Origin of the sequence: Eubacterium sp. LMAG:50 (assembly GCF_008680265.1) — a bacterium.
Classification (GTDB): domain Bacteria; phylum Bacillota; class Clostridia; order Lachnospirales; family Lachnospiraceae; genus Eubacterium_U; species Eubacterium_U album.
The window spans coordinates 459945-485000 of the sequence record NZ_NALP01000007.1 but is presented as its reverse complement, the minus strand read 5'-3'; the positions used below and the strand labels follow the sequence as shown (position 1 = coordinate 485000).

Below are 25056 nucleotides of genomic sequence, written 5' to 3'. Positions count from 1 at the left end.
CTATTGGAGCTTTTGCTTTCATTGCACTTTTAAAAGTTCCTCCTTTAAACGGTCCCAGATTGTTTCCATCTTTACTTCTTGTTCCCTCTGGGAATATAACAAAATTTTTACCTTTAGAAACCTCATCTTTCATCTCATTTATTATTCCAATTGCCTGTCTTACATCATCTCTGTCAATTAATTTGCCATCTAATGCTTTTCTAACCTGTTTTAACAATATTACATTTTCTAAATTACTTCTCATTACAACTGACACTGGATTGTCATGTGTTTCTACTATTAATAAGAAGTCAAATAATCCTTGATGGTTTGGAAATAATATATAGCCATTTTCTTTAGGTATATTTTCAGTTCCTGTACATCTTATTTTTACATGACCAAATTTATTTACATTTTTGATTACATTTCTTACTTTATTATATCTTTCTTCAAATGTGTATTTTTTACTATTTTCTGCTGATACTATGTCATGCATCATTGAAGGTATATAATAAAATCTTCTCATAACCATATATGCAATTCTATTTATCTTCACTACAATACTCCTTTATTGCTATTTCATATAAATTATTTCCTTCACAATCAATTACAACTATAACCGGCAAATTTTCTACTTCAAGTTTTCTTATAGATTCTGTGCCTAAATCATCATATGCTATAACTTCACTTTTCTTTATGCATTTTGATAAAAGAGCTCCTGCACCACCTATTGCTGCAAAATATACTGCTTTATTTCTTACAATTGCTTCTTTTACTTCTTCTGTTCGTTTACCTTTACCAATCATTCCAATTAAACCTTTGTCTAAAAGTTTTGGTGCATATTTATCCATTCTGCTTGCTGTAGTTGGTCCTGCTGATCCAATTGGTCGTCCTTCTCTTGCTGGAGATGGTCCCATATAATAAATAACATTATTTTCTACATCAAACGGAAGTTTTTCTCCCTTTTTTAATGCTTCATCCATTCTTTTATGTGCTGCATCTCTGGCTGTATATATAGTTCCTGTAATATAAACATAATCTCCTGCTTTTAATTCCTGTGATATTTTTTTATCAAATGGGGCTGTTATTTTTCTATCCATGTTTTTCTCCTAATACAATAAATTTATTTTAGTAATAAATAAGTGCTACAATGGCGTAAATAAAGATAAACTAGACCGTGATGTGTAACAATTATCTTTTTATTTAGTCTTTTAATTTTAGATTGTTCTTGTTACGTGTCTGTTTACATGACAACATATATTTATAGCTACAGGTAATCCTGCTATATGGGTTGGGTATGTCTCCACATTTACTGCTAATGCTGTCTGTGTTCCTCCCAAACCTCCAGGTCCAATTCCCATTTTATTTATTTTGTCTAATAATTCATTTTCTAATTTGCTTACATATTCTATATCTGAACTACTATCTGCTTCTCTTGCCAATGCCTTTTTTGCAAGATATGCACATTTTTCGAATGTACCACCTATACCTACACCAACTACCATAGGTGGGCATGCATTTGGTCCTGCATCCCTTACTGCAGTTAACACTGCATTCTTTACTCCTTCTATTCCATCAGCTGGTTTAAGCATAAATACTCTGCTCATATTTTCGCTTCCAAATCCTTTTGGTGCAACTGTTATTGTTATATTTTCTCCCGGAACGATTTCATAATGAATTACAGCCGGTGTATTATCTTTTGTATTTTTTCTTATTATTGGGTCATTAACAACTGATTTTCTTAGATACCCTTCTACATAGCCCTGACGAACGCCTTCATTTATTGCATCTTCTATATTTGCTCCTGTTATATGTACATCTTGTCCAATTTTAACAAATACGACTGCCATCCCTGTGTCCTGACAAATTGGTATCATATCTTCTCTTGCTATTTTTAAATTTTCATCTAACTGCTCTAATATTTGTTTTCCTAATGGTGATTTTTCATTATTACGGGCATTGTCAAATACCTTTTTCATATCATCTGATAGGTAATGATTTGCTTCTATACACATTTCCTTAATATTTTTTGTCAGTAACTGAGCATCTATTTCTCTCATTTATTAATAACCTCCCTGTTTATTTTAAAACTTATTAATAATTTATGTGTTTTATCAATCTTTACTGTTTTAATTTGTATTAGTATTTTTAGTTATTGTTAATACAGGTGAGAAAAACCTAGTTTCTCTCACCTGTCAATCACACTGTTCTTTATTATTCCTGTGTTTCTTCATCTATGCCTTCAGATTCTATTTCATCGCTTTCATTGTCTTCCTGCAATTCTTCTAATCTTCTTGCTTCTTCATCTGCTAAAGTAACACTTTCTTTTACTTTTGTTATACTTGCAACAATTATATCTTCTTGTTCACCTGTGTTCATTAATTTAACACCTGATGTAACTCTTCCAAGTACTGAAATGTCATCAACTTTTATTCTTATTATAATTCCCTGATTTGTAATAAGCATAATTTCATTTCCATCATTAACTGCTTTTACGCCTACTACTTCACCTGTCTTATCAGTAATGTTATAACATTTTACACCTTTTCCACCACGGTTCTGTAGTTTAAAGTCTGTAAATCTGTTTCTCTTACCATATCCATTTGCTGAAACGAAAGTTATATATTCGCCCTGTGTTTCAAGTTGCATTGCTACAACTTCATCTCCATTTCTAAGTGTAATACCTTTTACACCCATTGCAGATCTTCCTGTTTCTCTTATATCCTTTTCAGCAAATTTTATTGCCTGACCTTTCTTTGTTAACATTAATACATTTTGTTCACAATCAGATACTTTTACTTCAATTAATTCATCATCATCTCTAAGTGTTATTGCCTGAATACCTGTTTTTCTTATATTCATATATGCACTTAACGGTGTCTTCTTAATTGTTCCCTTCTTTGTTGCCATAATGAGATTTCTATCTTCATCAAAATCAGCAAAATGAACCATTGTTGTTATTTTTTCACCTGGCTGAAGCTGTAGTAAATTAATTATAGCCATTCCTCTTGCTGTTCTACTTGCTTCCGGAATTTCATAACATTTTAATTTGTATACTCGTCCTGTATTTGTAAAGAACATAATATAATGGTGAGTATTTGTCATAAATAAATTCTTTATAAAGTCATTATCTATGGTATTCATACCCTTTATTCCTTTTCCGCCACGGTTTTGTGCTTTGAAGTTATCCGTTGTCATACGTTTGATGTATCCTAAATTTGTTATGGTTACAACAGTATCACGTCTTGGAATTAAATCTTCATCTGACAAATCTTCTAAGTCTATTCCAATTGTTGTTCTTCTTTCATCAGCATATTTTTCTTTTATTACTAAGATTTCATCCTTGATTACTCCTAATAATTTATTTTCGTCTTCAAGAATTCCTTTGTAGAATGCAATTTTCGCCATTAAATCATCATATTCAGCCTGTAAATCTTCTCTTGCTAAACCTGTTAACTGACGAAGTCTCATATCTACAATTGCCTGTGACTGTGCTTCAGACAATGTAAATCTTTCCATTAATGCTTTCTTTGCTTCTGCTGTATTTCTTGAAGCTCTTATTATTTTAATTACTTCATCAATATTATCTAATGCAATAAATAAACCTTTAATTATGTGAGCTCTTTCTTCAGCTTTATTAAGTTCATAACGTGTTCTTCTTGTAACTACATCTTTCTGATGATCTAAGTAACATGTTAATACCTCTAATAAATTTAAGACTTTTGGTTCGCCATTTACTAAAGCAAGCATGATAACACCAAATGTATCCTGCATCTGTGTATGTTTATATAACTGATTTAATATTACATTTGCATTAGCATCTCTCTTAACTTCGATTACTACTCTTGTACCATCCTGGTCAGATTCATCTCTTAAGTCAGAAATTCCTTCTATTCTTTTTTCTTTATGTAATTCAGCTATTTTTTCTACTAATTTTGCTTTGTTTACCATATATGGAAGCTCAGTAACTATAATTCTGCTTTTTCCATTATCCAAAGTCTCAATTTCTGTAGTTGCTCTTACCTTTATTTTTCCTCTACCTGTACGATATGCTTCACTTATTCCTTTAGTTCCAAGTATATTTGCTCCAGTTGGGAAATCAGGTCCTTTTATAATTTCCATGATTTCATCCAAATCTGTTGCTCTATTTTCTTCTACCTGATTGTCAATTATTTTTACAATTGCATCAATCGATTCACCAAGATTGTGTGGTGGTATATTTGTAGCCATACCTACTGCAATACCGCTTGTACCATTTACTAATAAGTTAGGATATCTTGATGGTAAAACTGTAGGTTCTTTTTCTGTTTCATCAAAGTTTGGTACAAATTCTACTGTGTCTTTGTTAATATCTGCTATCATTTCTGTAGATATTTTGCTTAAACGTGCTTCTGTATAACGCATGGCAGCTGCGCCATCACCATCTTCTGAGCCAAAGTTTCCATGTCCATCAACTAATGGATATCTTGTATTCCATTCCTGGGCCATGTTTACTAAAGCTCCATAAATTGAGCTATCGCCGTGTGGATGGAATTTACCCATTGTATCACCAACAATACGGGCACATTTTCTATGTGGCTTATCAGGTCCGTTATTTAATTCAACCATTGAGTAAAGAACTCTTCTTTGTACCGGCTTAAGTCCATCTCTTACATCCGGTAATGCTCTTGCTGCAATTACGCTCATGGCATAATCAATATAAGAGGTCTCCATTGTACTTTTTAAATCTACTTCATGTATTCTGTCAAATATCTTGTCATCCATTATTTATAGCATCCTCCTATACATCTAAGTTCTGAACAAATTTTGCATTTGCTTCTATGAACTCTCTTCTTGGTTCTACTTCATCACCCATAAGAGTTGTAAATGTCTTATCTATTTCAGTTATTGTTTCATCGTCAATTTTAACCTGTTTCAATATTCTTGTGTTAGGATCCATTGTTGTTTCCCATAACTGGCTCGCATCCATTTCACCAAGACCTTTATAACGCTGAATTTTATTCTGATTATCACGACCTATTTCTGTAAGTATTTTATTTAACTCATCATCATTATAGGCATAATAATTTTTTTTGTTTCTTGTTACCTGATAAAGTGGTGGCATTGCTAAATATACATGTCCATCTTTTATTAACTCAGGCATAAATCTATAGAAAAATGTAAGCATGAGTGTATCAATATGAGCTCCGTCAACATCGGCATCAGTCATGATAATAATTTTGTCATATCTCAATTTTGATATATCAAAATCATCCTGAATTCCTGTTCCAAACGCTGTTATCATTGCTCTTATTTCTGCATTTGCCATAATTTTATCTATTCTGGCTTTTTCTACATTTAAAATCTTTCCTCTTAAAGGAAGAATAGCCTGTGTTGCTCTTGTTCTTGCTTTTTTAGCTGAACCACCGGCGGAATCTCCTTCGACTATGAAAATTTCACATTTCTTTGGATCTTTATCTGAACAATCAGCTAATTTTCCCGGTAAAGCAGCTACATCTAAAGCTGTTTTTCTTCTTGTAGCTTCTCTTGCATTTCTTGCTGCAAATCTTGCTCTTTGTGCTAAAACAGCCTTTTCGCATATAATCTTTCCTACATTTGGATTCTGTTCAAGGAAATATGTTAACTGTTCACTCATAACATTTTCCACAGCAGCACGTGCTTCACTATTTCCTAATTTTTGTTTTGTCTGTCCTTCAAACTGTGGATCCTCAATCTTAACACTAATTATAGCAGTAAGACCTTCTCTTATATCTTCACCTGAAAGATTTTCTTCATTATCTTTTAATACTTTTTTAGTTCTTGCATAACTATTAAAAGTTTTTGTAAGTGCTCTTTTAAAGCCTTCAACCTGTGTTCCACCTTCAGGAGTGTTAATGTTATTAACAAAACTTATTGTATTTTCGTTATATCCATCGTTGTGCTGAAGAGCAACTTCAACATAAACATTATTTACTGTTCCTTCACAATATAAAATGTCATCATATAAAGCAGTCTTTCCTTCATTAAGATAACTTACAAATTCTTTTATACCACCTTCATAATGGAATATTTCTTCTTTTGGTTCTTCTTCTCTTACATCTCTTAAAATAATTTTTAAATTCTTAGTAAGGAAAGCTGTCTCTCTTAATCTTTCCTCTAACACCTTAAACTGATAAACAGTATCTTCAAAAATTGTATTATCCGGTAAGAATGTAACTTCTGTTCCTGTAAAATCAGGATCACATTCACCTATAACTTTTAATTCACTTACAACATGTCCATATTCATATTTCTGATAATGGATTTTTCCTTCTCTACATACTTTAACTTCTAACCACTGTGATAAGGCGTTAACTACAGATGCACCTACACCATGTAATCCACCGGATACTTTGTATCCTCCACCACCGAATTTTCCTCCGGCATGAAGTACTGTAAATACAACCTGTACTGCAGGCAAACCTGTTTTTTCATTAATTCCAACAGGAATTCCTCGTCCATTATCCTTTACTGTAATAGAATTATCTTTGTTAATCTGTACATCAATTTCACTACAATAACCTGCTAAAGCTTCATCAACAGCATTATCAACTATTTCATAAACTAAATGATGAAGACCTCTTGTTGATGTTGTTCCAATATACATACCAGGTCTTTTACGTACCGCTTCAAGTCCTTCAAGAATCTGTATTTGGTCTGCACCATATTCATTTTCTACATTTGTATTGTTACCCATTAGTAACTCCTTTCAGTTAAATAGTTTTTTCAAAAACTTTTCCTTCTTTTACTTTAAATATTTTGTTAATTTTAAATCTGTTTTCTATAAATTCATCTAAACCCGTACAAGTTATAATTGTCTGTACGTTTTCTAAACTATTTAATAACTCATTCTGCCTTTTTGAATCTAATTCCGATAATACATCGTCTAACAACAATACCGGTGTATCATGTATTATGCTTTTTACTATTTCAATTTCAGCCAGTTTTAAAGATAAAGCTGCAGTTCTTTGTTGTCCCTGACTTCCGTAAATTCTTACATTCATATCATCATAATAAAAACTTAAGTCATCCCTATGTGGTCCAACATTTGTAGTCTTATACTTTTTATCTTTTTCTCTTGTTAAAACAAGTTGATTATATAACTCTAATTCATCGCAGTTTTTATCATATTTAACTATTATATTTTCTTTGTTATCTGTAATTTTTTTGTGAATTGGATTTATTATTTCGTTTATTTTTTTTACAAATTCACTTCGACGTTTAATAACTTCACTTCCATATTTAGCAAGTTGTAAATCCCATACGTCCAAAGTTTCCTCTAAATCAGGCTTAAAATATAAATCCTTTAATAGTTTATTTCTTTGATTTAATATCTTATTGTAATTTAGCAAATTATAAACATATAATTTATCTAGTTGACATAACTCCAAATCTATAAACCTTCTTCTCTCGGATGGACCATTTTTAATAATATTTAAATCCTCCGGTGAAAAGAATACAACATTAAATATCCCAAATAATTCACTTGCTTTTTTTATAGGAATTCCATTTATAGCAATTCCTTTAGACTTATTTTTTTTCAAATGAATATCAATTCGATATTCTTTATTCTTTTTGTTAATATATATTTTTATATGTGCATCATCACATCCAAATTTTATAACTTCTTTATCTTTCCCACCTCTGTGAGATTTCGTTGTGCTACATATATATATAGCTTCAAGAATATTTGTTTTTCCCTGTGCGTTGTCACCATATAAAATATTAGTTTTAGAATCAACGTTTAAATCTAATGTTTCATAGTTTCTATAATTACAAAGATTTAATTTTTCAATAACCATTATTCTACTTCTACAATTGTACCATCAAATTCAAAAGTATCTCCAGGTACAAGTTTCTTTCCTCTTCTGGTATCAACTTCTCCATTTACCTTTACTTGTCCATCCTGAACAACAAACTTTGCATCAATACCTGAACTAACAAGTCCTGCTAATTTTAATGCCTGACCTAACTTAATATAATCATCTTTTATTTTTATTTTTTCCATTTTTTTCTATTCCTAAACTAATTATTTGCTACTGAAAAGTTAACAGGAAGAATTAAGTAAATATATTTTCCTTCATCATCTCTTATAAAACATGGTGATTTAGGGTTTACATAATATATATTTATCTGTTCTTCATCTATAACCTTTAATGTATCTATTAAGAATCTTGGATTAAAACCAATCATCATATCTTTTCCTTCTTTTTGAATGTAAATTTCTTCATCCATAGAACCAATGAAAGAATTAATCTTAAATTCCATTACTCCATCCTTAATTGTAATAATAATAGGTTTCTTATCGCCTTCTTTAATAAGAAGTGTTGCTCTATCAATACAATCAAGCATTTCTCTTTTATTAATTACAACCTTAGTTTCATAATCACTTGAAAGCATCTGATTTATCTTAAAATATTCGCCTTCAATTAATCTTGAAACAACAAGTGTATTATCAAATTCAAATAATATATGGTTTGTTGTGAAATAAATATTAACAATATCATCAACTCCACCATTTAAAATTTTGCTTATTTCATTTAAAGTTTTTCCAGGAACAACAACTTTAATATCTTCATATTCAGCATTTAATTCAATATTTCTTATAGCTATTCTATGACCATCCAATGCAACAACTTTTAAATTATTACCTGATATTTCAAAAAGTTCTCCTGTCATAAGTTTATTATTATTTTTGTCATCAATTGAGAATATTGTCTGTCTTATAACTTCTTTTAATGAAAACTGTGAAATACTAATACTTTTTTCCTTTTTTATTTCAGGTAAATAAGAAAAATCATCTCCATCTCTACCTATAATGTTAAATTTGGCATTTTCACATGTAATGTTTGCTTTATATTCATTATCAACATCAATAACTACATCATTATCAGGAAGTTTTCTTATAATTTCTGAAAATAATTTAGCTTCTATAGCTACACTACCCGGTTCAATAATTTCACCTTGGACAACCGTTTCAATGCCAAGTTCCATATCATTAGCAGTCATTTTAATTTTTCCCTCAGTAGCGTCAATAAGAAAACATTCTAATATAGACATAGTAGTTTTTGAGGATACGGCTTTCATAGTAATGTTAACTCCTGAAAGTAAATCATTTTTTTTGCAAATAAGTTTCATTGTAAAATCTCCTTTATGTGTAAGTGTTGAAAAATGTATAAATTTATATAAATAAATAAATAATAATTAGTAGCAGTAGTATATAGGGGATGTTAATAAGTTAAAAACTAGTTCTAAGCCCCATGTATAAAAGAAAAGGCTGCATTAATAACAAATGAATAATTTTAAAAACTATTAACATTTTGAGGATATTGTTAATAAAAAATGTTAATAGCTTAAAAATATAAAAGTAGGATATTAACAATATATTAATAACATTTTAATACTGAAAATATAGTTATTAACATCAAAATAGTAGTTATTAATACAAAAATGTTAATAACTTCACTTCGTATTAAGCTTTTTAATAATAACTTCCACCATATTTTTAGTATTTATGTCTCTTGCCATTTCTTCTTTTATCTGATTAACTCCATATATTACGGTAGATGGATTGTCTTTATGAAGAGCTAATCCAATTTTCTTATTTGTCTCATCGGTAAGCGTTTTACAAATGTACATGCATACCTGTCTGGCATATGCTATTTCTTTAGAACGCTTCTTAGAAGCTAAATCATTAGGTGAAATTCCAAAATGATCAGCAACTACTTCGATAATTTTTTTACATGTTATTGTGTTATCTTCTTCAGGTGAAATATAATCCTTAAGAACATCTTTAGCAAAATCTAAATCAATAGTCTGATTGCTGATTTTACTAAAAGCAATAATCTTAGTTAATGAGCCTTCAAGTTCACGAATATTGAAAATAACATTTGTTGAAATGTAATCTAATACGTCATTAGGTATATCTATACCTTCAACTTCAACTTTCTTTTTCAAAATTGCCATTCTTGTTTCATAATTAGGACTTTGGATATCTACTGTTAATCCAGATTCAAACCTGTTAACCAATCTGTCTTCAAGTCCTTCTAAGTCCTTAGGCTTTCTATCTGAACTAATAACAATGGCTTTTTTATGCATATACAAATACTGGAAAGTATGGAAAAATTCTTCCTGAGTACTTTCCTTTTTCTGAAGAAACTGTATATCATCAATAAGTAAAACATCTACATTTCGATATTTTGCTCTAAAATCAGACATTTCCTGTTGATTACCGCTTTTATTACGTAGTGTTTCAATAAGTTCATTAGTAAAAGATTCACTTGTAGTATATAAAACCTTAGCGTTAGGATTTTTATTTAATACAAAATGACCAATTGATTGCATAAGGTGGGTTTTACCAAGACCTACACCTCCATAGATAAATAAAGGATTGTAGATTCCACCTGGAGACTCAGCAACTGCAAGAGATGTGTCGTGGGCTAAAATATTGTTAGAGCCTACAACAAATGTATCAAAAGTATATTTACTATTTAAATTAGCTTCAGCAATTCTGCTTGTAAGTGAAGCTGATTCATTAATTGTAATATGTTCTTCGGTTTCACTTGGTTCATCTTTAATGTCAGATGGTAAAACAAACTGAAGTTCAAGTTCCATTTTCATAATTTCTTCAATAGTTACTTTTAATGGAATCTGGTATTTTTTCTTTATATATTGAAGACCAAGCATCTCAGTTTCACCCTGATAAACTAAAGTTACGACATTGTCTTCAAAAGATTTAACCTGCAATGGTTTTATCCATGTTTTGAAGGAAACATCAGAAATATCGTAATCCTGTTTAAACGTATTGAGAATCTCAGGCCATTTTTCAATCAATGTAGAATACATAAATAATTCTCCTATTTTTTATAAAATAAACTTCTAAAAGTAAAAAAATGCGCAAAATTACACACATAATTATAATAGCAAAAAACAAAAATGTTTTCAACTTATATATAATAAAGAAGAAACTAATAAACGTGTAAAAATTTTGATGTAAAATAGAGAAAAAAGATTTTGTGGAAAAATAACGAAAAATTTTTGTAATAAGTTTACATAAAATAAAAAATAGGTTTACAAATAATTCGACAAAAAATAACAATAATTTTATTAATAAAAAAAGTTATTAATGTTAATAACTTATAAAAGTGTGAATAAATGGGAGGTAAAAGGAAAAAATAATGTGAGTTATTAACTTTTTATTAATAAAATGTTGATAACTGGTGTTAATTACCCGCAAATGTTATGTAAAGTAAATCAAAAAAATAATAAAAATTAACAAAAAATAAAATGCTTGACGTAAAATTAACTTGCCATTATAATTGAAATGATGTTTTATTATAGTGCGTAAGGAGGTGTATCGGAATGCATAAGGGTAAAATGACATATCAGCCAAAAAAGAGACAGAGATCAAAAGTTCATGGTTTTAGATCAAGAATGAGCACAGCAGGCGGAAGAAAAGTTCTTGCAGCTAGAAGAGCAAAAGGAAGAAAAGTATTGTCAGCATAGGCCGCAGTTTTGTGGCCTTTTTCTTTTCTTATTTTAAAGAGGTATTGTAATGAATAGTTATGACTCGCTAAAAAAGAATAGAGATTTTCAAAATGTTTATAAAAATGGAAAATCAAAGGCAAATAAATATTTAGTTATGTATGTACTTGAAAACCAATTAGATAGTAACAGATTAGGAATATCAGTAAGTAAAAAAGTAGGAAATAGTGTAATAAGACATCATCTGACACGTCTAATAAGGGAAAGCTACAGACTAAATAAAGAAATGTTCAATAGTGGTTTGGACATTGTCGTAATTGCACGTGAAAGTGCAAAGGACAGAAAATATAAAGAAATTGAAAGTGCATTGTTGCATTTAGGAAAAATCAATGGAATTCTAAATGAAAAAAGCATGTAAATAAGCTTTTTTATCATTTTAGAATATGTTTGTAACTTGAAAATGAAAAAAACTTCTATATGGTACATTTATGGGAGGGTATATGAAGATGATAAAGAAATTATCTAAAGGTATAAATTTTATTCTTATAGGATGTATAAAATTTTATAGAAAATTTATTTCACCTATGAAAATTACGCCTTGTTGCAGATTTATACCATCATGCTCTCAGTATGCCATAGAAGCTTTACAGAAATATGGACCTTTAAAAGGATCGTTTTTAGCCATAAAGAGAATTTTAAGGTGTAACCATTTCTCTAAAGGGGGCTATGATCCTGTGCCTTAAGGAGGAATAATTGGAATTATTATTAGCTACACAGCAGAGTGGTATATTAATGCCATTTGCTTGGATATTAGGAAAAATACTTGAAGCAATTTACTTTATTTTTTCTTCTATAGGAATTGAAAGTATTGGATTATGTATTATTGTTTTTACAGTAGTAATTAGAATGTTAATGCTTCCAAGTACAATTAAGCAACAGAAATTTTCAAAATTGAATTCAGTAATGAATCCGGAAATTCAGGCAATTCAGAAAAAATATAAAAATAAAGTTGATCAGGCATCACAGCTTGCACAGCAGGAAGAAATTAAGGCTGTATATGATAAGTATGGTGTTTCACCTACAGGAAGTTGTTTACAGTTACTTATTCAGATGCCTATTATCTTAGCTTTATATAGAGTTATTATGAATATTCCGGCATATGTAAGTTCTGTTAAAGATTATTATTTGACAATATTACAAAATATGAATGGAAGTCAGATTAAAGAATTCTTTACTTATAAAGTAGATTCATTTTCTGATTTAACAACACAGCAGGTTAATAATTGTATTGATGTTATGTCAGGATACAACAGAGCAACATTAAAAGTTGATGGATTTAGTTTAAGTAAATTAGTTGATACTATTGATAGTTCAGTAGTTGATAAAGCTTATGATCATATTCATAATATTAACAATTTCTTTTGTTATAACTTAAGTGATTCACCATCACAGATGCTTAAAGCAGGATTACCTATTATTTTAGTATTGTTAATTCCTGTATTAGCTGGTTTAACTCAGTTCTTAAGTGTTACATTATCAATGAAATTAAATAGTGCAGCAACAAATACACAGGATAATCCAATGGCCGGTTCAATGAAAATGATGAATATTATGATGCCATTGATGTCAGTTTATATGTGTTATATGTTTGCATCAGGTATTGGTATTTATTGGGTAACAAGTTCAGCAGCTATGATGATTCAGCAGATATTTATTAATATGCATTTAAAGAAAATGGATGTTAACGAAATTATTGAAAAGAATAAAGAAAAAGCTGAGCAGAAAAGAATTGCTAGAAATGAGAAAAACGGTGTTTATAGAGAACAGGTATTAAAGGCTGCATCTACAAATACAAAGTCAGTTTCAAGCAAAGCAAATTCAACTAAATCTTTTGCAGAAAAAGAAAAGATAATTGAAGAAGCTAAAATGAAAAATATGAAGAAAAAGAACGGTAGCATTGGTTCTAGAGTAAATATGGTAAATGACTTTAATGAAAGAAACAAAAAATAGAGGTGAAAGTGTTGGATTTTAAGGAATATACAGGAAAGAATATCGATGATGCTTTAACTAATGCATGTGTTGATTTAGGAACAACAACTGATAAGTTAGAGTATGAAGTTATTAGCAAAGGCAGTAACGGAATCTTAGGAATAGGAAGTAAGCCTGCAGTCATTAAAGCTAGAAAAAATCAGTCAATTGAAGACATTGCAAGAGAATTTTTAGGAAAAGTTTTTGAAGCAATGGAATTAACTGTAAAAATTAATATGGATATCAACGAAGAAGATGGTGTTGTAAATATTGATTTAGTAGGAGATGATATGGGAATACTTATTGGAAAAAGAGGGCAGACTCTTGATTCATTACAGTATCTTGTAAGTCTCGTTATTAATAAAGAAAGCGAAAAATATTTAAGAGTAAAATTAGATACAGAAAACTACAGAGAACGTAGAAAAGCTACTCTTGAAAATCTTGCTAAAAACATTGCATTTAAGGTTAAGAGAATTAAGAAACCGGTATCTCTTGAGCCAATGAATCCATATGAAAGAAGAATTATTCATTCAGCATTACAGAATGATAAATATGTTACAACAAAGAGTGAAGGTGAAGAACCATACAGACATGTTGTTGTAATCTTAAAAAGATAATAAAATATAACATAGGTAAACGTAGCAGTTATAACTGCTACGTTTTCTTTTTGAAAAATATGTGTTATACTAAATTATTATGGCTTATTATGTGTAGTTAATTTGCACATCTTGAGTAAAGAAAAATTAATGACAAAAAGTTGATTAATTTGAAAGGCTTGGTAATGAGATGAAAGTGGTTGATACAATAGCAGCAATTGCAACAGCATCAGGTAATTCCGGAATAGGAATAATAAGAGTAAGTGGTGATGAAGCAGTTGAAATTGTAGATAAAATATTTAAATCAGTAAATAGTGATAAAAAATTAGTTAATGTAAAATCACATACAATTAACTATGGGCATATAGTTGATAATGATAAAGTAATTGATGAAGTACTGGTTTCAGTTATGAATGGACCACATTCATATACAGGAGAAGATGTAGTTGAAATTAATTGTCATGGTGGAATGATAGTTATTAGAAAGATATTGGAAATTGTATTAAAAAATGGTGCAAGAACAGCTGAGCCGGGTGAATTTACAAAAAGAGCTTTCTTAAACGGAAGAATGGATTTGTCTCAGGCAGAGGCAGTCATGGATGTAATAAATGCAAAAAATGAATTTGCTTTATCAAGTTCAATAGAGCAGTTAAATGGAAGAGTTTCTGAAAAAATCAAAAGCTTAAGAAAAAAAATTATTTATAATATAGCTTTTATAGAATCAGCACTTGATGACCCTGAGCATATAAGCATTGATGGATATTCAGATAAATTAAGTAAGATTCTTGAAGAGGTTAATGGTGAACTTTCAAGATTAATTAACAATTTTGATAATGGAAGAATTGTTAAAGAAGGAGTTAAGACTGTAATTTTAGGCAAGCCAAATGCAGGAAAATCTTCTTTATTGAACTTACTTCTTGGGGAAGAAAGAGCAATTGTTACTGATATAGAAGGAACTACAAGAGATACTCTAGAAGAAAGCATTAATTTAAATGGTGTCTTTCTTAATTTAATTGATACTGCGGGCATTAGAGATTCTGAAGATGTAGTTGAGCAAATCGGTGTAAATAAGGCAAAAGAACTTGCTGAAAAAAGTGATTTAGTTATATTTGTAGCAGATGCATCGAAAGAATTAGATGAAAATGATAAAGAAATTATTAATTTGATAAAAGATAAACAGGCAATTGTTTTACTTAATAAATCTGATTTAGGAACAATTATAAACGAAAAGAATGTTTCTGAATTTGACAATAAACCTGTAATTACATTTTCTGCAAAAACAGGAGATGGGTTAGATGAATTAGAAAATAAAATAAGAGATTTATTTTATGAAGGAAAAGTTAAATATAATGATGAATTGTATATTACAAATGCAAGACAAAAAGAATCACTTATTAATGCAAAGAATAGTATTGAAGAGGTTATAAAATCAGTAGAGAATGATATGCCTGAAGATTTTTATTCTATTGATTTAATGGATGCATACACATATTTAGGACAAATTATTGGTGAGAGCGTAGAAGATGACCTTGTAAATGAGATATTTAGTAAGTTTTGTATGGGAAAATAATAAAAGTTCTATTTGGAGAGGAAAATAAAATGGCACATGTAGAAGAAAAATATGATGTAGTAATTATAGGAGCGGGACATGCAGGATGCGAGGCGGCACTTGCGTCTGCAAGATTAGGAAATAATACTATTGTATTTACAGTAAGCGTAGATAGCATAGCTTTAATGCCATGTAACCCTAATATAGGTGGAACTTCTAAAGGACATTTAGTAAGAGAAATAGATGCTCTTGGTGGAGAAATGGGAAAAAATATAGATAAAACATTTATCCAATCTAAGATGTTAAATAAATCCAAAGGACCTGCAGTTCATTCATTAAGAGCGCAGGCTGATAAACAGGAATATACAAGAGAAATGAGAAAAACTCTTGAAAATACAGATAATTTAACAATAAGACAGGCTGAAGTTGCAGAAATTTTAGTTGAAGATGGAAAAATAACAGGAGTAAAAACAGCATCAGGTGCAGTTTATTATGCAAAAGCAGTTGTTTTGGCTACAGGAGTTTATTTAAAAGCAAAATGTATATACGGAGATATTTGCCAATATACAGGACCAAACGGTCTTATGGCTGCAAATTTATTAACTGATTCTTTAATTAAGAATGGCATAAAAATGCGTAGATTTAAAACAGGTACTCCGGCAAGAGTAGATAAACGTTCTATAGATTTTAGTAAAATGGAAGAACAGTTTGGTGATAAAAAGGTAGTTCCTTTTTCATTCGAAACAGATTCTGAAAGTGTACAAAAAGAACAGATTTCATGCTGGCTAACATATACAAATGAAGAAACTCATAAGATTATAAGGGATAATATTAACAGATCCCCATTATTTTCAGGAATGATTGAAGGTACGGGACCTAGATATTGCCCTTCAATAGAAGATAAAGTTGTAAAATTTGCAGATAAAAACAGACATCAGGTTTTTATAGAACCGGAAGGAATGTATACAAATGAAATGTACTTGGGTGGAATGTCATCATCATTACCTGAGGATGTTCAGTATGCTATGTACAAAACAGTTCCGGGACTTGAAAATGTTAAAATTGTACGTAATGCATATGCAATAGAATATGATTGTATAGAATATGGACAATTATTGCCAAGTCTTGAGTTTAAGAATATTTCAGGATTATTTAGTGCAGGTCAGTTTAATGGAAGTTCAGGATATGAAGAAGCTGCAGCACAAGGAATAATTGCCGGAATTAATGCTGCAAGAAAAGTTCAGGGAAAAGAAATGCTGGTTCTTGATAGATCACAAGCATATATTGGAGTATTAATTGATGATTTAGTTACAAAGGAAAGTCACGAACCTTATAGAATGATGACTTCAAGAGCAGAATACAGATTATTATTAAGACAGGATAATGCCGATCTTAGATTATCAAAGATTGGATATGAAATTGGATTGATTTCAAAAGAAAGATATGATTATGTTTGCTATAAAGAGAAAGTAATTAAAGAAGAAATAGAGAGATTAAATAAATATGCGATAGGTGCTAACAAAAAAGTTCAGGAATTTTTAGTATCTGTTGGCAGTACTCCACTTAAGACAGGAACAACATTAGCTGAATTAATAAGAAGACCTGAATTGGATTATCAAAAAATAAGTCATTTTGACGATGAAAAGAAAGACTTACCTGAAGATATTGTTGAACAAATAAATATAAATATTAAATATGATGGTTATATTTCAAGACAAATGAAGCAGGTTGCTCAATTTAAAAAGTTGGAAAATAAAAAAATACCTGAAAATTTTGACTATACATTGGTATCAAGCTTAAGAAAAGAAGCAGTTCAGAAACTTACATTGTATAAACCTATAAACATAGGACAGGCGTCTAGAATATCAGGTGTTTCACCAGCTGATATTTCAGTTCTTCTTATATATATGGAACAGCATAAAAATAAATAAAAAGTAGGTATATATGGATAAAATTGAATTTATAAGAAATCATATTGAAAAATTAGATATAAATATTAGTGAAGAACAATGTTGTCAATTTCTTAAATATTATGAAATGTTGGTTGAAAAAAATAAGGTAATGAATTTAACAGGCATTACAGAGTTTGAAGAGGTTATTGAAAAGCATTTTGTTGATAGTTTATCTTTAGTTAAAAGTATTAAATTAAATGGAGATGAAAGTCTGATTGATGTTGGAACCGGTGCAGGATTTCCCGGAATACCTATTAAAATTATGTTTCCAAATTTGAAAATTACTCTAATGGACTCTTTAAATAAAAGACTTCTCTTTTTGAATGAAGTAACAAATAAACTTGGATTGGATAAAATTGAATTGGTTCATGGTAGAGCTGAAGATTTAGGAAAAAATTCTAATTACAGAGAAAAATATGATTTATGTGTATCAAGAGCAGTAGCTAATATATCAACACTTTCAGAATATTGTATTCCATTCATTAAATTAAATGGCTACTTTATTTGTTACAAAGCTGATGGATGCATGAATGAAATTAATATTGGAAAAAATGCAATTAAAGTATTAGGTGGAGAAATAGAGGAAATTGTTGATTTTAATTTACCTGATACAGATATAAAGAGAAAAATTATTAATATCAAGAAAATAAAAAACACACCTAAAAAATATCCTAGAAAACCAGGGTTACCTTCAAAAGAACCTATAATATAAGTTTATGTATATTGGTTAAATGTATCTATGTAATTACAAATACAGATATAGGCTAATTATTTAGTTGTTAGGAGTAAAATATGAAAAAAACTAAAGAATATTTAGAAAACAGAATTAAAAAGCTGACAGATGAGAGAAAAAAATGCGTTTCTAAATATAATAGTAATAGGCAGAAAATAATAGAGACAAATATTATTATAGAGAGAATGAAAAGTATATCAGATGAAGCTTTAGAAATATTTTCACCTAAATTTAGAGAAACAAATACATTTAATCAGCATGAAATAAAGGAATTAGGAACCAAGATTGTTACTATAGCACAAATTAACAATGAATTAGCTGAAAATATAAAAAAAATAGATAAAGAAATATCAGAAATAAATGTTTGTTTAAAAGAAATAAGTAAGTAGTTAAAAGAAGGAATGTTTCACGTGAAACATTCCTCTTTTTATTGAAAACTAGATAAATTAACTTAAATAATCAATTAATTATAAATTGAAAATAATTAAAAACAATATATATTTACCTATATAAGTGCTTGCTTTTATGTAATTATAGAATATCATTATTAAAACAAATATTAATTTAGTAATTAAGTAATGTTTCACGTGAAACATTAGTAAAATATTAATAACATAATTCATATAAGATAAAAATAAAAGTAAATAAATATAAATATATATATATTTATTTATAGTTGTTTCACGTGAAACAATTATAGTTTCTAAGTGAATATATTAAAATTATATAATTAATAATAAGTTAATTATATAAAGTTAAGTAGAAACAAAAATTTTTACTATACATTTAATAAATAGATAAAATATATATAATTTAATATAAATAGATAAACTACATTAAATTATAAAAATAAAAATAGATAAAGTACATTAACTTCAGTAAATAAAATTAATTACATAAATAGAATAAATTACATATTTAAAATAAACTATATAAATAAATAGAATACATTAAATCTTATAAATTAAATAATTATATTTGTAAAATTAATCGTTTTATAAGTAATATAGAATATATATTACTTATGTAATAGTAATAATAAAAAATAGTTATATTATTTGTAGTATATATCTGCTAATTTTTATTATTAGCAATAAAATAATTAAATAAAATAGAAATGAAATATCTAAAACAATATTATGTATTTATAAATAGTTCAGAAATTCAGAAAGTTTAATAAAAAATTAATATTTCACGTGAAACATTAATATAGATTTGAAAAAGGAACTATGATACAATAATATTTGTTAAAAACATGAATTAAATTACTTGAAATATAGAAAGGTATTGAAATGGGAAAAATAATTGCAATTGCAAACCAAAAAGGTGGAGTTGGTAAGACAACTACAGCTATAAATTTGTCTGCATGTATAGCAGAAAGAGGTAAAAAAGTACTTTTAGTTGATATTGATCCACAGGGAAATGCTACAAGTGGGGTCGGTATTATAAAACAGGAACTAGAAAAGACAGTTTACGATATGTTTATTGGAGAATGTAGGTTATCAGAGTGCTTGACAAGTAGTATTGTAGATAATTTAAATGTTTTGCCATCAAATGTAAACCTATCAGGAGCAGAAATAGACTTAATAGGAGTGGATGAAAGAGAATTTATACTAAAAAAAGCATTAGAAGGAGTAAAAGACTTATATGATTATATAATTATAGATTGTCCTCCATCATTAAATGTATTAACAGTTAATGCTTTAGTTGCAGCTGATTCGGTTATAGTTCCAATCCAATGTGAATATTATGCTTTAGAAGGACTTTCACAGTTAATCTATACTATAAATTTAATTCAGGAAAGAATTAACCCGGTATTAGAAATTGAAGGTATAGTATTTACGATGTATGATGCTAGAACAAATTTATCTAACCAGGTTGTAGATAATGTAAAAGAAAATATGCATTTAAATATATATAAAACAATTATTCCGAGAAATGTAAGATTGGCAGAAGCACCTAGTTATGGGCTTCCTATACATATGTATGATGCCAAATCAGCAGGATCTGTAGCCTATATGAATTTAGCAAAAGAAGTAATTAAAAATAATAAAAATAGATAAGTAGTAAATAAAAATAATAAAAATAGATAAGTAGTAAATAAAAATTAAAAATTTATAATTGCTTAAATAAATGACGTATGACTTGTAAAATAGTATAAATAATAAAAAAAAAATACATATTTATATATGGATATGCAGGGATTTTAGAAAAAACGAGTTAAAAATATGCATTTAAAAAAATAATTATTAAATTTTCATATATAAAATAAACTAAAAAAGTTATGTAAACTAAATATAAATAAGAAGTATAAAGGAGAATATTATGCCAAGACCAAAAAAAGGCGGATTGGGAAATGGATTAGAATCAATGATACCCAATTATGGTGCAGCCATCAAACCAAAGAAAAATGAAGATAAAGAAAAAGAAGTTGTGGTAAAAGAGGTTGTAAAGGAAGTTGTAAAAGAGGTAAAGGTACCTCAGGATACGTTAGTTAATATTAATGATATTGAACCAAATAGAGAACAGCCAAGAAAAAATTTTGATAAAGATGCATTAGAGGAATTAGCTGAATCTATAAAGATTCATGGACTTATTCAACCAATAATTGTTCAGAAAAAAGAAGATTATTATGAAATTATAGCTGGTGAAAGAAGATGGAGAGCAGCTAAAATAGCTGGTTTAAAGGAATTACCGGTTGTAATAAAAGAATATACACCTCAGGAAGTAATGGAAATTGCTTTAATAGAAAATATACAGCGTAAAGATTTAAATCCAATAGAAGAAGCAATTGCATATAAGAGTCTTATTAACGAATATAACTTAAAACAGGATGAACTTGCTAAAAAGATGTCAAAAAGTAGAGCTGCAATTGCAAATTCAATGCGCTTATTAAAATTAGCAGAAGATGTCCAAGAGATGATTATTAATCAGGAGTTGTCTATGGGACATGCAAGAGCATTACTTGCAATTGAACATGAAGAATTGCAGATAGATACAGCAAGAACTGTAATTGAAAAGGGATTAAGTGTAAGAGAAACAGAAAAATTGGTAAAAAATATACTTAAACCAAAGCAAATAAGAATGGAAATTCCACCTGTTGATAAGGCTGTTTATGATCAGATTCAGGATAGATTAAAAGAAGTAATGGGAACTAAAGTTTCAATTAATCCAAAAAAGAACGGTAAAGGAAAAATTGAAATAGAATACTATTCAAGTGAAGAATTAGAAAGACTGATAGAATTATTCAGTGGAATTCATGAGTAAATTTGCAAAATATTAATATATACAAATTAATAAAACAGTCTTATAATGTAAAAATGAAAAATAAAGGAGAAAGAAAATGATACAGGAAATATTTAGCAGTGCATATACATATATTATTACAGTTGTAGTAATGTTTTTGATTTTTCTTATTTTATACATTAAGCAAAGTATGAAATTAAATAAGTTAATGAAAAAATATGATAAGTTTATGAAAGGAAAAAATGCAGAAAATCTTGATGGAGCAATAAGAGAGAGTTTTAAACAGATTGAAAAAATAAATGTAGAACATCAAAAGACAATGATTAAAGTAGAAGAATCTGTTCATAGAATAAATTCAGTGTTCCAGAAGTTAGGAATTGTAAAATATAATGCATTTAAAGAAATGGGCGGAAACTTAAGCTTTGCATTATGTATGCTAGATAGTGAAAATACCGGATTTATCTTGAATACAATGCATGGAAGAGAAGGAAGTTACACATATATCAAAGAAATAATTAAAGGTGAAGCTTACGCTACATTAGGAGAAGAAGAAAAAGAAGCATTAGAAAAAGCAATGAATTCATAATAAAGGTTAACATCATAGTTTAATATTAGAGAGTAAGTTAGATAAATATAATAATCAAAAATAATAAAAATGAGATTAGTTAAAATATAGACTAATCTCATTTTTTTTAGGGCATGACCCTATTTATGAAATTGAATTTAATAAAAAATTCAACATCAATTGTGGTTAATATAAGAATATTGGTAATATGTTTATTAATAATTATGGATAAAAATCTAAGAGTAATTAATAAATAACACGAAAAGTTAATAATTATTAATAAATACAATGCTTATATTAATAAAAACTATTAGTAATTAAATTAATACTCGTACTTATATTAATATTCATTTACTTTTATCATTGATTTTAAAATATCAAATTCTTCAGGATTATCTTTATAAATTCTTGCAGCTGCAACAATTGGAAGCCATTGGTTTACATAACGTTTAGTTGTTCCTGTCATATTACAAAATGAATCTAAATATAATTCAGCATATTCAGGCATATTTATTTTAAACCAAATATAAGTACGTGCAATATCAGCACTGGCGTTTCCCTGAGATGCATGATTCCAATCTAAAACGCAATAATCATCACCTGAGATAATAATATTGTGTGGAGTAAGATTTCCATGGCATAATTTTTTATGCTTTGGTGATGAATCAAGCATTTCTAGTAAATCAAATTGAGTTGATTCATCTAAACCTGAATTCTTAATTCCATATTGTAATTTTGCTTTTTGTCTTGGAATAGCAGTACAAAAATTAGTATGAATAGAAGTCTGTATAGTAACTAATTTATTAATATATTCTTCAATATTTTCAGGATTATTATTAATAAGTGAAAAAAGAGATTCACCTTTAATTAAATCAAATTTGATACACCACTGTCCGTATTTTTTATAAACAGAGTCAATAAAAGGAGCGTGTGCATCAAGTTCTTCAACCTTAGAAGTAATAAATGCTTCTTGAAAAACATCTTTCTTGTCGTAATCAATATTAAAAATTTTGTATGTATAACTTTCGTCGTTGTATATTTTATTATGACGTCTTTCATTCATCAATTGTAATTCCATAATAAATCTCCTCATATAAAATGTATTACTAAAATATCTGGATAGTGATTAATCGTCAGAAACATTTATAGAAAATAAATAAAGTTCATTCGATTTCATATTTAATAAAAAATTAAATTATTTATTTGAAGGTTATTATACCATAATGCATAAAAATTTACTAGAAGTAACATAATATATTGTCTAAAATAACTATAATATAAGCATAACAAATAGGTATAAAAAAGTAAAAGAAAAATCGACGAATTGTACAGAAAACTTGCAAAAATAGGGTGTTGGGGTTATAATCGAAATGGCGTGTAAAAGTAAAAATTTTTATGCAAAGGGAGAAAAGAAATGTTAGATATTAAATTTGTCAGAGACAACCCGGAAGTTGTAAAACAGAATATTAAAAATAAATTTCAGGATCATAAACTTCCATTAGTAGATGAAGTTATTGAATTAGACGAAAAGAATCGTAAAATAAAGCAGGAAGTTGAAGCACTTCGTGCTGAAAAGAATAGTCTTTCAAAATTAATTGGTGGATTAATGAAAGATGGAAAGAAAGATGAAGCTGAAGAAGTTAAAGCTAAAGTTGCTGCAGGTAATGCAAGAATTGATGAACTTACAGATGAAGAGAAAACAACAGAAGAAGAAATCAAGAAGAGAATGATGGTTATTCCAAATATTATTGATAAATCAGTTCCTATCGGAAAAGATGATAGTGAAAATGTTGAGATTGAAAGATTTGGTGAACCAGTAGTTCCTGATTTTGAAGTTCCATATCATACAGATATCATGGAAAAATTTAATGGTATTGATTTAGACGCTGCAAGAAAGGTTGCAGGAAATGGATTCTATTATCTTATGGGAGACATTGCAAGACTTCATTCAGCAGTTATTTCATATGCAAGAGACTTTATGATTGATAGAGGATTTACTTATTGCGTACCTCCTTTTATGATTAGAAGTAATGTTGTAACAGGTGTTATGAGTTTTGATGAAATGGATCAGATGATGTACAAGATTGAGGGAGAGGATCTTTACTTAATCGGTACAAGTGAACATTCAATGATTGGTAAATTTATTGGAACACATACAAATGAAGAAGATCTTCCTTACACACTTACAAGTTATTCACCATGTTTCCGTAAAGAAAAAGGTGCTCACGGTATCGAAGAGAGAGGTGTTTACAGAATTCATCAGTTTGAAAAACAGGAAATGATCGTTATTTGTAAGCCGGAAGATAGCATGATGTGGTATGACAAACTTTGGAAGAACACAGTAGATTTATTTAGAAGCATGGATATTCCGGTTCGTACTTTGGAGTGTTGCTCAGGAGATTTAGCAGACCTTAAGGTTAAATCAGTTGACGTTGAAGCCTGGTCACCAAGACAGAAGAAATATTTTGAAGTTGGTAGTTGCTCTAACTTAGGAGATGCTCAGGCAAGAAGACTTTCTATAAGAATTAGAGGAAAAGAAGGAAACTATTTTGCTCATACTCTTAACAATACAGTAGTTGCACCACCTCGTATGCTTATTGCATTTTTGGAAAATAACCTTAATGCAGATGGAAGCGTAAATATTCCTGAAGTTTTAAGACCATATATGGGTGGAATGGAAAAAATTGTTCCTAAGAAATAGTTAAAATATTTAAAAACAAGATAAATTCAGAAAAATTTTATAAATGTCGCTATAGCTCAGTTGGATAGAGCGACCGCCTCCTAAGCGGTAGGCCGGAGGTTCGACTCCTCTTAGCGACGCCTGGATGTTATACCGAAAACTTTGTAGTCAAAGTTTTCGGTTTTTTATTTTAGAATAATATATTGTTTATGGAAATAAATATTTA

Annotated in this window: 23 protein-coding genes and 1 tRNA gene (1 of these 24 cut by a window edge); 14 read left to right on the top strand and 10 right to left on the bottom strand. The window is 28.8% G+C overall.

The window, feature by feature from the left end:
• From CCC31_RS07425 to dnaA, 9 genes are all read right to left on the bottom strand, one after another.
• Positions 1 to 535: the 5' portion of a lysophospholipid acyltransferase family protein gene (locus CCC31_RS07425; protein WP_290850650.1), read on the bottom strand. 191 nt of this gene lie to the left of the window's left edge; only the first 535 of its 726 coding nucleotides appear in the window; its start codon is at positions 533 to 535; its stop codon lies beyond the left edge, outside the window.
• The gene (locus CCC31_RS07420) at positions 522 to 1079 is read right to left on the bottom strand and encodes a Fe-S-containing hydro-lyase (RefSeq protein WP_117910217.1); all 558 of its coding nucleotides are present in this window, start codon (positions 1077 to 1079) and stop codon (positions 522 to 524) included. Before CCC31_RS07420 ends, CCC31_RS07425 begins: the two co-directional genes overlap by 14 nt.
• 117 nt (positions 1080 to 1196) lie before the next feature.
• A complete protein-coding gene (locus tag CCC31_RS07415) occupies positions 1197 to 2039 on the bottom strand; it encodes a fumarate hydratase (RefSeq protein WP_118565924.1) in 843 nt (280 codons plus the stop codon).
• A gap of 154 nt (positions 2040 to 2193) precedes the next feature.
• Positions 2194 to 4743 (bottom strand): DNA gyrase subunit A, encoded by a 2550-nt coding sequence (gene gyrA, locus CCC31_RS07410; RefSeq protein WP_117910215.1) that lies wholly within the window; start codon positions 4741 to 4743, stop codon positions 2194 to 2196.
• A 16-nt stretch (positions 4744 to 4759) separates the two neighbouring features.
• The gene (gene gyrB, locus CCC31_RS07405; protein WP_117910214.1) at positions 4760 to 6694 is read right to left on the bottom strand and encodes a DNA topoisomerase (ATP-hydrolyzing) subunit B; all 1935 of its coding nucleotides are present in this window, start codon (positions 6692 to 6694) and stop codon (positions 4760 to 4762) included.
• Between the two features lie 16 nt (positions 6695 to 6710).
• Positions 6711 to 7799 (bottom strand): DNA replication/repair protein RecF, encoded by a 1089-nt coding sequence (gene recF, locus CCC31_RS07400; RefSeq protein WP_118565927.1) that lies wholly within the window; start codon positions 7797 to 7799, stop codon positions 6711 to 6713.
• Positions 7799 to 8005: an RNA-binding S4 domain-containing protein gene (locus CCC31_RS07395; RefSeq protein WP_022089472.1), complete on the bottom strand. Its 207-nt coding sequence runs from the start codon at positions 8003 to 8005 to the stop codon at positions 7799 to 7801. Before CCC31_RS07395 ends, recF begins: the two co-directional genes overlap by 1 nt.
• A gap of 17 nt (positions 8006 to 8022) precedes the next feature.
• The gene (dnaN, locus tag CCC31_RS07390; RefSeq protein ID WP_022089471.1) at positions 8023 to 9135 is read right to left on the bottom strand and encodes a DNA polymerase III subunit beta; all 1113 of its coding nucleotides are present in this window, start codon (positions 9133 to 9135) and stop codon (positions 8023 to 8025) included.
• A gap of 324 nt (positions 9136 to 9459) precedes the next feature.
• The gene (dnaA, locus tag CCC31_RS07385; protein ID WP_022089470.1) at positions 9460 to 10842 is read right to left on the bottom strand and encodes a chromosomal replication initiator protein DnaA; all 1383 of its coding nucleotides are present in this window, start codon (positions 10840 to 10842) and stop codon (positions 9460 to 9462) included.
• A 516-nt stretch (positions 10843 to 11358) separates the two neighbouring features.
• Here dnaA and rpmH point away from each other — a divergent pair.
• The 12 genes from rpmH (at position 11359) to CCC31_RS07325 (ending at position 22171) form a co-directional block, all read left to right on the top strand.
• On the top strand, positions 11359 to 11502 hold the full coding sequence (gene rpmH, locus CCC31_RS07380) for a 50S ribosomal protein L34 (protein ID WP_022089469.1): 144 nt from the start codon (positions 11359 to 11361) through the stop codon (positions 11500 to 11502).
• 49 nt (positions 11503 to 11551) lie between these two features.
• Positions 11552 to 11899 (top strand): ribonuclease P protein component, encoded by a 348-nt coding sequence (gene rnpA / locus CCC31_RS07375; protein WP_022089468.1) that lies wholly within the window; start codon positions 11552 to 11554, stop codon positions 11897 to 11899.
• Between the two features lie 88 nt (positions 11900 to 11987).
• The gene (gene yidD / locus CCC31_RS07370) at positions 11988 to 12224 is read left to right on the top strand and encodes a membrane protein insertion efficiency factor YidD (protein ID WP_022089467.1); all 237 of its coding nucleotides are present in this window, start codon (positions 11988 to 11990) and stop codon (positions 12222 to 12224) included.
• Positions 12225 to 12234: 10 nt separating this feature from the next.
• Positions 12235 to 13491: a YidC/Oxa1 family membrane protein insertase gene (locus tag CCC31_RS07365; RefSeq protein ID WP_022089466.1), complete on the top strand. Its 1257-nt coding sequence runs from the start codon at positions 12235 to 12237 to the stop codon at positions 13489 to 13491.
• A gap of 11 nt (positions 13492 to 13502) precedes the next feature.
• On the top strand, positions 13503 to 14126 hold the full coding sequence (jag, locus tag CCC31_RS07360) for an RNA-binding cell elongation regulator Jag/EloR (RefSeq protein ID WP_117910210.1): 624 nt from the start codon (positions 13503 to 13505) through the stop codon (positions 14124 to 14126).
• A gap of 169 nt (positions 14127 to 14295) precedes the next feature.
• A complete protein-coding gene (gene mnmE / locus CCC31_RS07355; protein ID WP_290850641.1) occupies positions 14296 to 15675 on the top strand; it encodes a tRNA uridine-5-carboxymethylaminomethyl(34) synthesis GTPase MnmE in 1380 nt (459 codons plus the stop codon).
• A gap of 29 nt (positions 15676 to 15704) precedes the next feature.
• Positions 15705 to 17585, top strand: a complete 1881-nt coding sequence (gene mnmG, locus CCC31_RS07350; RefSeq protein ID WP_117910208.1) for a tRNA uridine-5-carboxymethylaminomethyl(34) synthesis enzyme MnmG — start codon at positions 15705 to 15707, stop codon at positions 17583 to 17585.
• A gap of 13 nt (positions 17586 to 17598) precedes the next feature.
• Complete coding sequence (gene rsmG, locus CCC31_RS07345; protein WP_260978574.1) at positions 17599 to 18318, top strand: 16S rRNA (guanine(527)-N(7))-methyltransferase RsmG; 720 nt, start codon at positions 17599 to 17601, stop codon at positions 18316 to 18318.
• Between the two features lie 80 nt (positions 18319 to 18398).
• Positions 18399 to 18728 carry a hypothetical protein gene (locus CCC31_RS07340; protein ID WP_022089461.1) on the top strand — a complete coding sequence of 110 codons (330 nt, stop codon included), beginning with the start codon at positions 18399 to 18401 and terminating at the stop codon, positions 18726 to 18728.
• 903 nt (positions 18729 to 19631) lie between these two features.
• Positions 19632 to 20402, top strand: a complete 771-nt coding sequence (locus CCC31_RS07335) for an AAA family ATPase (RefSeq protein WP_022088783.1) — start codon at positions 19632 to 19634, stop codon at positions 20400 to 20402.
• Between the two features lie 262 nt (positions 20403 to 20664).
• Positions 20665 to 21606: a ParB/RepB/Spo0J family partition protein gene (locus CCC31_RS07330; RefSeq protein ID WP_290850636.1), complete on the top strand. Its 942-nt coding sequence runs from the start codon at positions 20665 to 20667 to the stop codon at positions 21604 to 21606.
• A 76-nt stretch (positions 21607 to 21682) separates the two neighbouring features.
• On the top strand, positions 21683 to 22171 hold the full coding sequence (locus CCC31_RS07325) for a DUF4446 family protein (protein WP_022088781.1): 489 nt from the start codon (positions 21683 to 21685) through the stop codon (positions 22169 to 22171).
• A 319-nt stretch (positions 22172 to 22490) separates the two neighbouring features.
• On the opposite strand, the gene CCC31_RS07320 is transcribed toward CCC31_RS07325, so the two are convergent.
• Entirely contained in the window at positions 22491 to 23228 is a 738-nt protein-coding gene (locus CCC31_RS07320) for a phosphotransferase (protein ID WP_290850634.1), read from the bottom strand.
• A gap of 336 nt (positions 23229 to 23564) precedes the next feature.
• On the opposite strand from CCC31_RS07320, the gene serS reads away from it, so the two are divergent.
• A complete protein-coding gene (serS, locus tag CCC31_RS07315; protein WP_290850632.1) occupies positions 23565 to 24851 on the top strand; it encodes a serine--tRNA ligase in 1287 nt (428 codons plus the stop codon).
• Positions 24852 to 24896: 45 nt separating this feature from the next.
• A tRNA-Arg gene (locus tag CCC31_RS07310) sits at positions 24897 to 24970 on the top strand.
• Positions 24971 to 25056: the final 86 nt, after the last annotated feature.

Excerpts from the sequence above, each read along its gene's own strand:
- CCC31_RS07420 (WP_117910217.1), bottom strand. The coding sequence starts at position 1,079 with ATGGATAGAAAAATAACAGCCCCATTTGATAAAAAAATATCACAGGAA.
- CCC31_RS07415 (WP_118565924.1), bottom strand. The coding sequence starts at position 2,039 with ATGAGAGAAATAGATGCTCAGTTACTGACAAAAAATATTAAGGAAATG.
- gyrA (WP_117910215.1), bottom strand. The coding sequence starts at position 4,743 with ATGGATGACAAGATATTTGACAGAATACATGAAGTAGATTTAAAAAGT.
- gyrB (WP_117910214.1), bottom strand. The coding sequence starts at position 6,694 with ATGGGTAACAATACAAATGTAGAAAATGAATATGGTGCAGACCAAATA.
- recF (WP_118565927.1), bottom strand. The coding sequence starts at position 7,799 with ATGGTTATTGAAAAATTAAATCTTTGTAATTATAGAAACTATGAAACA.
- CCC31_RS07395 (WP_022089472.1), bottom strand. The coding sequence starts at position 8,005 with ATGGAAAAAATAAAAATAAAAGATGATTATATTAAGTTAGGTCAGGCA.
- dnaN (WP_022089471.1), bottom strand. The coding sequence starts at position 9,135 with ATGAAACTTATTTGCAAAAAAAATGATTTACTTTCAGGAGTTAACATT.
- dnaA (WP_022089470.1), bottom strand. The coding sequence starts at position 10,842 with ATGTATTCTACATTGATTGAAAAATGGCCTGAGATTCTCAATACGTTT.
- rpmH (WP_022089469.1), top strand. The coding sequence starts at position 11,359 with ATGCATAAGGGTAAAATGACATATCAGCCAAAAAAGAGACAGAGATCA.
- rnpA (WP_022089468.1), top strand. The coding sequence starts at position 11,552 with ATGAATAGTTATGACTCGCTAAAAAAGAATAGAGATTTTCAAAATGTT.
- yidD (WP_022089467.1), top strand. The coding sequence starts at position 11,988 with ATGATAAAGAAATTATCTAAAGGTATAAATTTTATTCTTATAGGATGT.
- mnmE (WP_290850641.1), top strand. The coding sequence starts at position 14,296 with ATGAAAGTGGTTGATACAATAGCAGCAATTGCAACAGCATCAGGTAAT.
- mnmG (WP_117910208.1), top strand. The coding sequence starts at position 15,705 with ATGGCACATGTAGAAGAAAAATATGATGTAGTAATTATAGGAGCGGGA.
- rsmG (WP_260978574.1), top strand. The coding sequence starts at position 17,599 with ATGGATAAAATTGAATTTATAAGAAATCATATTGAAAAATTAGATATA.
- CCC31_RS07340 (WP_022089461.1), top strand. The coding sequence starts at position 18,399 with ATGAAAAAAACTAAAGAATATTTAGAAAACAGAATTAAAAAGCTGACA.
- CCC31_RS07335 (WP_022088783.1), top strand. The coding sequence starts at position 19,632 with ATGGGAAAAATAATTGCAATTGCAAACCAAAAAGGTGGAGTTGGTAAG.
- CCC31_RS07330 (WP_290850636.1), top strand. The coding sequence starts at position 20,665 with ATGCCAAGACCAAAAAAAGGCGGATTGGGAAATGGATTAGAATCAATG.
- CCC31_RS07325 (WP_022088781.1), top strand. The coding sequence starts at position 21,683 with ATGATACAGGAAATATTTAGCAGTGCATATACATATATTATTACAGTT.
- CCC31_RS07320 (WP_290850634.1), bottom strand. The coding sequence starts at position 23,228 with ATGGAATTACAATTGATGAATGAAAGACGTCATAATAAAATATACAAC.
- serS (WP_290850632.1), top strand. The coding sequence starts at position 23,565 with ATGTTAGATATTAAATTTGTCAGAGACAACCCGGAAGTTGTAAAACAG.